Raw genomic sequence first — 12,563 nt, forward strand, 5'->3', positions numbered from 1 at the left:
ATATCAGGCATTTTTTGTTAACCAAGGTATGGTATTGTTTCGGGATGCTGTCTGGTATAGGTATCCCAAAATTTTTTACGATATTCAAATGTTTTCCTTAAGCAGGTTGCTTCATTAAAGTTCCGGGCTTTGGCGTATTCTTTTACAATGAAGCTTATCATTTCATCACTTCCCCATAGGCGTCTGAAATTGAAGCAGGCGGTATCGAGATTTATTGGTTTATCAAATTTCATTCTGTTCAGGTCCACTAAATAGAATGTATAAGTATCTTCATTCTTCTTATAGAGGATATTTCCGGAAGAATAATCTAAGTGTAATACTTGCTTTTCGTGTAATCGGGCTGTATATAAAGCAAATTGTTTTAATAACTCTTCGCGTCCTTTTATTTCTCCATGTTGCAATTCACGCATCATACCATCGAACTCTTCATGTACTGATATATATAAACTGTATTTTAGCAGATTATATTGTTTGAGTTCCATATAAGAGACGGGATTGGGAGTATGAAACCCTCTTTTTTTTAGCATAAATGCATATAGGTATGAGCGCTTTGCCTTTGATTGCCTGATAGTTGAGTATGCTATCTGGTTTATGAACAGAGGCTTTTTGAAAGACTTCACATTTAGCTTCACCCCTTCTACATCAAAGGTCTTGATTATATTACGACCCGAATAAATAACTTCTCCGGATTGCAGGAATGCAAGAGGAAGACCTTCTATAAAGTCTTCTAATTGCCTGTACTCTGCATTTATAACCATTTTTATTTTTGTCATATCTTTTAAATAAAAGAAAGTGAGGTTGCAGACCTGTTTATTCTTAAAATTCCGATGTGAAATGGAATTTGATGTCTTTAAAATCTTGCTGGGCCATCATCAGCACATAGTTAGAGTCGGCCAGGAATACATCCCGTCCTTCTTTGTCTACAGCCATGAATTGCGCTTTGCGTTTTTTAAAGTCATCTAATTGCGGTTTGTTTTCACTTTCTATCCAACATGCTTTATATAAGTTGAGAGGCTCCCAGCGGCATTGCGCCCCATATTCATGCAAGAGACGGTATTGAATGACTTCGAATTGAAGTTGCCCTACGGTGCCTATAATTTTCCGTCCGTTAAACTGGTTTGTAAATAACTGTGCGACACCTTCATCCATCAACTGGTCGATTCCTTTTTGCAATTGTTTTGATTTCATCGGATCGGCATTCTCAATGTACTTGAACATTTCAGGGGAGAAGCTCGGTAAGCCTTTGAAATGCAGGTCTTCGCCTGAAGTAAGAGTGTCTCCGATCTTGAAGTTGCCTGTATCGGGAAGCCCTATGATATCTCCTGCATATGCCTCATCCACGGTTTCTTTTTTCTGAGCCATAAAAGCCGTAGGAGAGGAGAACTTCAATTGCCTGTTCAGCCGGACATGCTTGTAGTTTACATTTCTTTCAAACTTGCCGGAGCAGATTTTTACGAATGCAATACACGACCGGTGATTTGGGTCCATGTTTGCATGTATTTTGAATATGAATCCGGTGAAAGAATTCTCTTCGGGACTTACTTCGCGCTCGATGGCTTCTATAGGACGTGGAGATGGTGCAATTTTCACAAAGCAATCCAGTAATTCTTTTACCCCGAAATTATTTAGAGCCGAACCAAAAAATACGGGGGCTATCTGACCTTTCAGATATGTATTTATATCCAGTTCGGGATATACGCCGTCTATTAATTCTATGTCTTCCCTTAGCTTGGCTGCCAGTGCGTCTCCGATATGTTTTTCCAGGTCGGGACTGTTTATATCTTTGAACCCTATCGATTCGGTTACTGTCTGTTTGCTGGGAGTATACAGGTCTAATTTTTCCTGATAGATATTGTAAACACCTTTAAATCGTTGTCCGCTGTCTATCGGCCAGCTTAGGGGACGTACGCCAATTTTCAGTTCCTCCTCCAGTTCATCGAGCAGTTCGAAAGGGTCCCGCCCCTCCCGGTCCATCTTGTTGACGAATATCATAACCGGAGTATGGCGCATACGGCAGACCTCCATAAGTTTACGGGTTTGCGCCTCCACACCTTTAGCCGAGTCGACCACAATAATAACACTGTCAACCGCAGTAAGAGTACGATAAGTATCTTCTGCAAAATCCTGGTGGCCGGGGGTATCCAGTATATTTATTTTATAACCGTCGTATTCGAATCCCATAACGGAGGTAGCAACGGAGATACCACGTTGTTTCTCTATCTCCATCCAGTCCGAAGTGGCGGTTTTCTTTATTTTGTTTGATTTTACGGCACCCGCCACATGGATAGCTCCCCCGAATAGTAATAATTTTTCGGTAAGGGTAGTTTTCCCTGCATCGGGGTGACTGATAATGGCAAATGTACGTCTTTTATGAATTTCTTTTTCCAGTTCGCTCATCGATTACTTTACTTAATAATATCAAGGTCTCGGTCCTGTCCGTTGCCTGTCAAAACATAATAACAAATATTGGTTTCTAAATGCAACATCAAATATTTTCTTTAGACTTATCTTATAAGGTGCAAAAGTAATAAAAAAAGCGAAGACAATAGTCTATTACCTTCGCATTGGAATTATTTATTTCGTAATATTTTCAGATGGATAGTTTTTACCCTGATGTCTGAGATTAAAGTGCTGATTGTTAGATTTTTTAATTGGGTGTAAATTTAAATTCAGGGCTTATCTGATACTTTGTAATTGCGGTATCGGCTGTACCTCCCGAATCGCTGTTAATCTCATCGTAGGTATAATTGATGGTCTGAACGATTATCTCGTTTGATTTTATCCTGGACGATACTTCACTATAATATTCGACCATATCTTCATAAGCGACTATCAGATTGTCTATCAGATTACCGTTTTTGTCATAGCTAAGAAGATATTCCGTGATTTCACCGTCCGTCACTACTTGTATTGTCAGAATTTTTCCGTTTTTATTCTCCAGTAAAATTTGCCCCAGGCATAGGTCGCTGAGTTCGTACCCTTCCAGTCCCTTTACTTTTTCAAGATGCAGGCTGTTGTATTGTTCAGGTGTAAGCCTTTGTATCTTAGTTAAATCGATAGTGTTGGAATTGCTGTTTAATGAGATGTCGGCCAAGTCGACTTTTAGAGGGTTAAGTTGTGTTTCATATAGGTTTATTTGCTTTTTCTGACAAGAAACAGATACAACCGTAAATATAAGCCCAAAAAGATAAATCTTTTTCATTTTGGTTATGGTAGATGTGTAATGTGATTATTATTCCTGTATAGATAACAATTCTTTGACGCAAATGTTTAAACTATTTTCCCATTCGGGAATTGTAATATTGAATGTGGTTTTGATCTTCGTTTTATCCAGTACACTGTATTCAGGCCTTGTCGCTTTAGTCGGATATTGGTCTGTGGAAATTGGATTTACCGTGCAGGTTGTTATTTCTGCATCTTTGTGTATGGCTAATGTAAAATCGTACCAGGTCGTAATACCTTCATTGGAGTAGTGGTAGATACCGGGTTTGAAGCTGTTAGCCTCACTATAGTCCAGTATTTTTATGATTGCATTGGCCAGATCGGCAGCATTGGTCGGTGTTCCGGTTTGGTCGGCAACTACGTTGAGGGTATCCCGTTCTTTTCCATATTTTATCATTGTTTTCACAAAATTGTTTCCGAATATCGAATACAACCATGCTGTACGGATGATAATACTGTCAGGGCATGCTTTTATCAGGGCAACTTCTCCTTCTTGTTTCGATTTTCCGTATACTGATTGCGGATTCACGGTATCCGTTTCTGTATAAGGTCTTGAAGCAGTACCATCATATACATAATCGGTAGATATGTGGATTATTTTAGCGCCGTTATTTGTGGCGGCGGCTCCCAGATTCGCTACTGCATCCCGATTGATCCTGTAACATAATGCAACGTCGTCTTCGGCTTTATCTACAGCTGTGTAGGCCGCACAATTGACGATGTACTTTATATTGTTTTCTCTAATAAAGCCTTCAATGGCTTGCTGGTCAGTAATGTCTAGTTCTGCAACATCAGTAAAAAAGAATTGGAAATTGTTTTCATGTAAAGCGGCTATACGCTTTATTTCGTTTCCTAACTGCCCGTTCGAACCTGTTATAAGAATATTTGTTTGCACCAATTCAAACATGAAGATGTTCTTTGCGGTTTCATCCTGGTCGTCAGCTTGCTTATTTCCTGAAAAGAATGCCATATTTTATTTCAATTATAAGTTATGAATTATGAGTTATAAATACAGAGTGAAAAACTCATGATTTATAACTCATAGCTCATAATTATTATAGACTTATTGTTTGCCGCTGGTTGTTATGTCCGAAGCGATTTTTTTGACAAGGCCTTGCAATACATTGCCTGGTCCCAGTTCAATAAATTCAGTTGCTCCGTCGGCTACCATATGTTCCACCGATTGAGTCCATTTTACAGGTGCTGTCAACTGGGCAATAAGGTTTGCTTTGATTGTAGCGGGATCGGTTTCGCCGACAGTGGATACATTCTGATATACAGCGCACGCCGGTTTACTGATTGTTGTTGTGTTGATAGCTTCTGATAATTCTATCTTAGCCGGTTCCATCAGCGGGGAGTGGAACGCACCACCTACTTTTAGTTTCAATGCACGTTTTGCACCTGCCGCAAGCAATAACTCGCAAGCTTTTTCTATACCCGCATTTGAGCCGGATATAACGATTTGTCCCGGGCAGTTATAGTTGGCCGGTACCACTACCTCATCGGTGATAGATGCACATATTTCTTCAACTTTAGCATCGGGTAATCCCAGTACGGCAGCCATAGTTGAAGGATTTAGTTCACACGCTTTCTGCATGGCAAGCGCACGTTTATATACAAGTTTCAATCCGTCTTCGAACGATAATGCGTTTGCAGAAACTAATGCGGAAAATTCGCCTAAAGAGTGCCCTGCAACCATGTCCGGAGCAAAATCTGCTCCCATTGTCTTAGCTAATATTACAGAATGAAGGAAGATGGCAGGTTGGGTTACTTTGGTCTGACGAAGGTCTTCGTCTGTGCCTGCAAACATCAGGTCTGTGATGCGGAAGCCCAGAATCTCGTTTGCTTTTTCAAACATTTCTTTAGCAACCGGAGATGTTTCGTACAAATCTTTACCCATTCCTACAAATTGAGCTCCTTGCCCTGGAAATACAAATGCTTTCATTTTCAATATTTAATAGTTAGAATAAGCGGTTAAATTTCAGCCTGCAAAATTAGTAAAAAATAGAATATGATATGGCAAAATAGATTAAAATAAAAAAGTACAGGATTAAACTATCCGATTATGATGATTTAATTTTATTATTATTTAATACGCATTAAAGCCACTAAAAAATTATAAAACACTTACCTTTGCTCCCTATATACATTATTTTTATTAAATGAGAAATACTTCAAGAAGAGATATTCCGCTGCAAGAACTAAAAGCGTCGCAACCTTGCGAATTATTGGATTTTCTGATAAACCAACAAGTCCGTAAGAGCCGTAATGCAATAAAATCACTGCTGGCACACAAGCAGATAAAGGTAAATGGTAAACTTGTTACTCAATTCGACCATGCACTTAAGGCCGGAGACAAGGTTTCGGTAATGAAGTTCGACCAGTCGCGAAAAGAAAAGAAGCTGAAAGGCTTGAAGATTGTATTTGAAGATGATGAGATCATCGTTATAGATAAAGAAGCCGGATTCCTGTCCGTATCCACTGATAAAGAGAAGTTGCGCACTGTCTACGGATCACTGAACGAATACGTAAAGAAAAAAGGAAGGAATAAAACCGACCGCGTATTTGTCCTTCAGCGTCTCGACAGGGAAGCTTCGGGATTGATGGTGTTTGCCAGAAGCGCGGAACTTCAGGAGACATTTCAGAAAAACTGGAATAATCTTGTAAAGGAATATATCTATACTGCAGTTGTAGACGGCAGGCCGGAGCAAAAAGAAGGTACGGTGACTTCGTGGCTTACCGAAAACAAAAATTATGTAATGATGTCGTCTCCCAGTGACAATGGCGGATTGAAATCGGTTACACATTATAAAGTAATCAAATCGACAGGACGCTATTCTTTGCTCGATTTCGACCTTGAAACCAAGCGTAAGAACCAATTGCGTATCCATATGCAAACAATCGGCCATTCTGTAGTGGGTGATAAAAAATACGGAGCTTCGAATAATCCGATTAAACGCATTGCCCTTCATGTACGCGAACTGGTACTGAAACATCCGGTTACGGGAGAGGTCTTGGAATTTAAAAGTCCGGTACCGAAAGCAATGCAGCAATTGGTAACTGCTTTGCCTAAAAAAGAAGTACCGGCCGGGTCCGATATTAAGGAACAATAAAGTTAGGATTCTTCGAACCTTGAAGTGGGTAACTGAAAGGATTTAATGATATGTTTTTAATTATAACAAGCTTTGACTGTTTTACATGTCGGAGCAATAAATAGGTCTGTGACCTTAAATGTTTTATGAATATAGATATTAAAGAAATAGGCCAACGCCTCAAAGGTTTACGTGAGGCTTTGGATATGACACAAGAGCAATTTGCGGCGTCTTGTAACATTCCTTTAGAAGAGTATATAAAATATGAGTCAGGTGAAAAAGATCTAACCATCAGCGTACTGAAAGGTATAGCATCTGTCCACAATGTAGATGTTTCGGTACTAATGTTTGCCGATGAACCCCGCATGAGCAGCTATTTCCTTACGCGTAAGGGGAAAGGGTTGGCAGTGAATAGGGTAGAGGCTTATAATTATCAGACTCTAGCGGGAGGATTTAATAATCGGAAGGCTGAAGTATTTGAAGTAACAGTCGAACCTAAAGCCGATGATGTTGAAATTCATCATAGCATACATACCGGACAAGAGTTCAATATGGTGCTGGAAGGCCGTATGCTGTTGCAGATAAACGGAAAAGACCTGATTATGGAAGAGGGGGACAGTATTTATTTCGACTCCAGTCTGCCGCATGGAATGAAGGCTCTTGATGGAAAGAAAGTCAGATTTATCGTTGTTGTTTTATAAGGATTTCAAGATTTATAATTTCAAAATTTCAAGATTAAAGAGTTTAAAACAACAATTTTGAAATCTTGAAATCTGAAATCTTGAAATAAAATATATAGTTATGTTAGAGCGATTTTTAAAACAAACTCATTTTGCTTCAACTCAGGATTTTGCGGAGAATTACCATATTCAGATACCTGAGAATTTTAATTTCGGATATGATGTCGTTGATGAGTGGGCAAAGACAAATCCCACTAAAAGGGCTATTTGCTGGGTAAACGACCATGGAGAGCATATTGATTTTACATTTGCGGATATAAAAGAACAGAGCGATCGCGCCGCATCTTATCTCCGATCGTTAGGTATCGGTAAGGGAGATATGGTAATGCTTGTGTTAAAGCGGCGTTACGAATTCTGGTTTGCTGTAATTGCCCTTCACAAGATAGGAGCAGTGGCCATTCCGGCTACACATCTGCTGACGAAAAAAGATTTCATTTACCGTAATAATGCTGCTGATATAAAGGCAATTATAAGTGTGGATGACGATGTCGTTATTCAGCATGTAAATGATGCGATGGCCGACTCTCCGACCGTAAAATTCCGTATTGCCTGTGGTGAGAATATACCGTCCGGCTGGCTCAATTTCCATCAGGGCTTAAATGAAGCAAAACCATTTGTCAGACCTGAGCATGTAAATACAAATGAAGATATCTCCTTGCTGTATTTTACTTCGGGGACTACCGGCGAGCCAAAAATGGTGATCCATAACTTTATATATCCGCTCGGACATATTGTGACCGCCAAATACTGGCATAATCTGAATGAAAACAGCCTGCATCTTACGGTAGCCGATACAGGCTGGGCTAAAGCTGTTTGGGGGAAATTGTACGGACAGTGGATTGCAGGTGCTGCCGTAATGGTGTATGACCACGAGAAGTTTACTCCGCAGGCTATTCTGCATATCATACAGGACTATAAAGTGACCTCATTTTGTGCTCCGCCTACCGTTTTCAGGTTTATGATAAGGGAAGATCTTTCCCATTACGACCTGTCTTCGCTCCGGTATGCCACTACTGCGGGTGAAGCGTTGAATCCTTCGGTCTACAATGCATTCCTCGAAGGTACAGGTATTAAGATGATGGAAGCATTCGGGCAAACGGAAACTACTCCTACCATAATAACTTTCCCATGGATGGAACCGAAGCCCGGCGCGATGGGTGTGCCTAATCCGGCTTACGATATGGACCTGATTGCAGTCGACGGACGTTCCGTTGAAGATGGTGAAGTAGGAGAGGTGGTGATTAAGACCGATAGATGGAAACCTTTGGGTTTGTTTATGGGATATTATCGGGACGAGGCCCTTACCAAGCAGGTATATTATGATGATGTTTATCATACAGGAGATATGGCCTGGCGCGATGAGGATGGATATTATTGGTTTGTAGGCCGCAGCGACGATGTTATCAAGAGTTCAGGTTATCGCATAGGCCCGTTTGAAGTGGAAAGTGCTTTGATGACCCATCCTGCTGTCGTAGAGTGTGCTATTACAGGTGTACCGGATGAGGTCAGGGGGCAGGTCGTAAAAGCTACTATCGTACTGGCTCAGGATTATAAAGAAAAAGCGAACGACCATCTGAAACATGAGATTCAAGATCATGTGAAACAGGTTACCGCTCCATATAAATATCCCCGCATTATCGAATTTGTTGACGAATTGCCGAAGACGATCAGCGGAAAGATAAAGAGAGCGGAGATCAGAAAACAATGATTTAATGTGATAATATGCCAATGTGCCAATGTTTTCGATTATTGACATATTAGTATATTGGCACATTAATTAATCGGCACATTTTCTTTATATATTATTATGATATGTAAAGAATAAAAGATTATATTTGCACGCCTGAAAGTGTGTATATGTCTAAGTTTAGCCTCGTTTTGCGGGGAGAGAGGTCTGGATGTATGCGTATTTTAAGTGAAAGAAAGTATTTAATGCAGCATTATTTAATCATAACAGATCATTGCTGTTGCAGAGATGAAAGTAATAAAATAGGTCTGCGACCTTATTTATTTTGAATGAAATAGAAATAATATAAGTAAATAACAAAAAGTAAAATCTAAAATGCAAAACAAAGGATTTGTAATCACATTTTCCATTCTCCTTACGTTGGTATGCTTATTTTACCTGTCTTTTACGTTCGTAACAAGAAGTTATGATAGTAAAGCTGATGAATTTGCCACAGCCTACGCAGTCGCGAATGCTAAAGGTGATCAACTACTGCAAGACGAGTTGTACAACAAGCAATACACTCACTATCTTGATTCAATGTCGACAGAAAGAGTTTGGTTAACCTTTGGTACCGACGATATGGGTTATACCCTTAAACAATGTCGCGAGAAAGAAATCGGGTTGGGACTCGACCTGAAAGGTGGTATGAGCGTTATCGTAGAAGTAGATGCGGCCGCTGTACTCCGTTCTTTGGGCGACCCTGAGAACGAAGCGTTCAATACAGCTCTGACAGAAGCTTCCGCTGAAAATAAAAAAGGTAGCAACCGTGACTATATCACTCTCTTTGTAGATAAGTTTAAAGCTGCGAACGGCAATGATAAACTGGCCGGAGTATTCAGTACCAAGCTTAGGGATCAGGTAGGACCTACCGATAAGGATGACAAAGTTATTTCCGCACTGAGAACAGAACTTCAGAGTGTAGCCGATAACTCGTTCAACGTACTTCGTACACGTATCGACCGTTTCGGGGTTGTCGCTCCTAATATACAAAAGCTGGATAACCGTGCAGAACGTATTATGATAGAGCTTCCGGGTATCAAGGAACCGGACCGTGTAAGAAAACTATTGCAGGGTAGTGCAAATCTTGAATTTTGGAAAACATACAATCTGAACGAAATACAGGGATATATAAGCGCCCTGACAGAGCGTTCGAGAGAAGCGTTAGCTACTCAGAATACACAGAATGCAACTGATACAACAGTAGTAAGCGATTCTTTAAAAGTTCAGGAAGTTGGAAACCTGGGATTCACCAAACCGTTTATTGAGAATTTTATCAGTGGTGGTATGGGGGCTATTGTCGGTATTGTTCATAAAAACGATACGGCTGCCGTTAATGCAATCCTTAAAAGATTTCAGGACGCATATCCTCCTGACCTGAGATTTGCGTGGGGCTTCAAAGCAGAAGATATAAGAGAAACTCAGATTACATTATACGCATTGCGTGGCGACGGTCTTAAAAAAGGCCCTGCTTTGGACGGCGATGTGGTTATTTCCGCAAAGGCTGACCAGTCTCAACATGGCGCAACATGGGAAGTAAGCATGCAGATGAACTCCGTAGGTACACAACGTTGGGCTACTATTACCGGAGCCGAGAAAGGCAGAAGCATCGCTATCGTACTCGACGGTTCTGTATATTCAGCGCCTAATGTAAATGATAAGATAGAAGGCGGACAGTCTCAAATCACAGGAAACTTTACACCGGAAGATGCGAAGGACTTGGAAAATGTGCTGAAATCGGGTAAGATGAAAGCCGGAGTACACATTGTACAGGAAGATATTGTTGGTCCTTCATTGGGACAGGAAGCTATTAAAGCCGGAGTCATATCTTTCGTCCTTGCATTGGTGCTTCTTATGGCGTACATCTGTTTGGTTTACGGCTTCATTCCGGGGCTGATTGCCAATACCGCGCTAATAGTGAACTTATTCTTTACGATCGGTATATTGGCGGCCTTCGGGGCGGTAATGACACTGCCTGGAATAACGGGACTTGTGCTCGCTCTGGCCTTGGCGGTGGATGCGAATGTATTGATATATGAGCGTACTAAAGAAGAATTGAGGGCAGGAAAGAATACGAAAGTTGCCGTAGTAGACGGTTACAGACATGCATTCTCTGCTATCTTCGACGGACATGCTTCTCAGGTAATTACTGCTATTATATTAGCATATTTCGGTACAGGTCCGATACAGGGTTTTGCTACCACATTGATTATCGGTATCGTTGCATCATTCATTACCAATGTATTCCTTACACGTATATTCTATGAATATATGCTTGATAAAGGCCATTTCAGAAACCAGACATTTACTACCGCTATCTCAAGAAAATTATTTGTCGATACAAAAATCAATTTCTTGGGCATGACTAAGAAAATCGTAATTTTCTCAGCCGTGATATTAGTAGCGGGTGTTGGCTCTCTGTTTATTAACGGTTTGAATGGCGGTATCGACTTTACAGGAGGACGCAACTATCTGGTCCGTTTCGATAAGAATGTAAATGCTGATGCTATTGAGAAAGTGTTAGTTCCTGAATTTGAAGGCTCTACAGTGCTCGTTCTTACCAGCGGTTCCGCAAGTCAGTCATCTACAACAAGCCAGGTGCGTATAACTACAAACTATAAGGTTGAAGAAGCTACAGATGAGGTTGAGGATGAAATAAGGGCAAAGATGACTCATGCTCTTACAGCAGCCGGATTCCTTACCGATGGAAAAACAATAGATGATTATGTGCAAAGTTCTCAGCGTGTAGGGCCTAGTGTGGCTGACGACCTGAAAACAGCGGCGACCATAGCAGTATTGATTGCTGTTGTCTGTATGGCTTTGTATATCTTATTGCGTTTCCGCGACATTGCCTTCTCTTTGGGTACACTGATTGCTGTGGCACATGATGCCGTGATGGTTATCTTCCTGTACTCATTGTTGTATAAGATAATGCCGTTCTCCATGGAGATAGACCAGTCGTTTATTGCAGCTGTATTGACAGTGGTAGGTTACTCTATCAATGACAAGGTTGTAATCTTCGACCGTATCCGTGAAATCAGGAATATGTATCCGAAACGCAATATAACCGAAACGATTAATGAGGCTCTGAACTCTACATTAGGCCGTACATTGAATACTTCGATAAGTACGATGCTGGTTGTGTTCTGTATCTTCCTTCTAGGGGGTGATACCATCCGTAGTTTTACATTTGCTATATTTATCGGTATTGTAATCGGTACTTATTCATCTGTATTCGTAGCAACTCCAATTGCCTGGGGTATATTTAAGAAAGAGGCTCAGAAGAAAGAAGCTCAGCTAAAAGAAGCTAAATAAAACGTAGAATATTTCTAAATATATTAAAAGAGGTTAGTCTAATTGGCTAACCTCTTTTTTATTATGAGATACTTTAAAGTTTATCTATATAGTTGGAGCCGATAGCCGTTAGCTTATAGTTCTTTGAAAGATTGAATACGCCCCCTGACGTCTGAAAGGGAAAAGGAGAAAGAATGGTGAAAAATAAAAAGCTGAAAAGGCTGTTACCTTTGTTACCTTTTAGTAGGTAATAAGTATAAAAGAGTTCTGATTGTTAACTGATAACTGTTGACTGAGAACGTTGTTACCTTTGTTACTTTTTAACTATATAATGTAAATATAGGTTAATATAATGCGATCTTTAATTATTATGAGATTGAAATGCCAGCCTGAAATGTACTGCATATGTTACTTTTTCTCTTTCGTGCTTACTGGTATAGGAATTCAAAAAAAAGTAACAGTGATGATAATCATGAAAACTGTTACTTT

General features: G+C 40.2%; 9 protein-coding genes. 4 read left to right on the top strand and 5 right to left on the bottom strand.

What is annotated here, in order from left to right:
• Window positions 1-17: 17 nt before the first annotated feature.
• The 5 genes from B3317_RS07310 to fabD all read right to left on the bottom strand — a co-directional run bounded on the left by B3317_RS07310 (window position 18) and on the right by fabD (window position 5,167).
• On the bottom strand, window positions 18-773 hold the full coding sequence (locus tag B3317_RS07310) for a lipopolysaccharide kinase InaA family protein (protein WP_291110164.1): 756 nt from the start codon (window positions 771-773) through the stop codon (window positions 18-20).
• A gap of 43 nt (window positions 774-816) precedes the next feature.
• Window positions 817-2,397, bottom strand: coding sequence for a peptide chain release factor 3 (locus B3317_RS07315; RefSeq protein ID WP_291110166.1), 1,581 nt, complete (start codon window positions 2,395-2,397; stop codon window positions 817-819).
• Window positions 2,398-2,647: 250 nt separating this feature from the next.
• Window positions 2,648-3,202, bottom strand: coding sequence for a hypothetical protein (locus tag B3317_RS07320; protein ID WP_291110167.1), 555 nt, complete (start codon window positions 3,200-3,202; stop codon window positions 2,648-2,650).
• Between the two features lie 30 nt (window positions 3,203-3,232).
• Window positions 3,233-4,129 (bottom strand): dTDP-4-dehydrorhamnose reductase, encoded by an 897-nt coding sequence (rfbD, locus tag B3317_RS07325; RefSeq protein ID WP_291110372.1) that lies wholly within the window; start codon window positions 4,127-4,129, stop codon window positions 3,233-3,235.
• Between the two features lie 156 nt (window positions 4,130-4,285).
• Complete coding sequence (gene fabD, locus B3317_RS07330) at window positions 4,286-5,167, bottom strand: ACP S-malonyltransferase (RefSeq protein ID WP_291110169.1); 882 nt, start codon at window positions 5,165-5,167, stop codon at window positions 4,286-4,288.
• Window positions 5,168-5,384: 217 nt separating this feature from the next.
• Here fabD and B3317_RS07335 point away from each other — a divergent pair, with 217 nt between their 5' ends.
• From B3317_RS07335 to secDF, 4 genes are all read left to right on the top strand, one after another.
• The gene (locus B3317_RS07335; protein WP_291110171.1) at window positions 5,385-6,335 is read left to right on the top strand and encodes an RluA family pseudouridine synthase; all 951 of its coding nucleotides are present in this window, start codon (window positions 5,385-5,387) and stop codon (window positions 6,333-6,335) included.
• A 125-nt stretch (window positions 6,336-6,460) separates the two neighbouring features.
• On the top strand, window positions 6,461-7,015 hold the full coding sequence (locus tag B3317_RS07340) for a helix-turn-helix domain-containing protein (RefSeq protein ID WP_291110173.1): 555 nt from the start codon (window positions 6,461-6,463) through the stop codon (window positions 7,013-7,015).
• Between the two features lie 100 nt (window positions 7,016-7,115).
• Window positions 7,116-8,762 carry an AMP-binding protein gene (locus B3317_RS07345; RefSeq protein WP_291110175.1) on the top strand — a complete coding sequence of 549 codons (1,647 nt, stop codon included), beginning with the start codon at window positions 7,116-7,118 and terminating at the stop codon, window positions 8,760-8,762.
• Between the two features lie 354 nt (window positions 8,763-9,116).
• Window positions 9,117-12,095 carry a protein translocase subunit SecDF gene (secDF, locus tag B3317_RS07350; RefSeq protein WP_291110177.1) on the top strand — a complete coding sequence of 993 codons (2,979 nt, stop codon included), beginning with the start codon at window positions 9,117-9,119 and terminating at the stop codon, window positions 12,093-12,095.
• The last annotated feature ends 468 nt before the right edge of the window (window positions 12,096-12,563 follow it).

The organism is Dysgonomonas sp. UBA7710 (assembly GCF_002482385.1).
GTDB lineage: Bacteria > Bacteroidota > Bacteroidia > Bacteroidales > Dysgonomonadaceae > Dysgonomonas.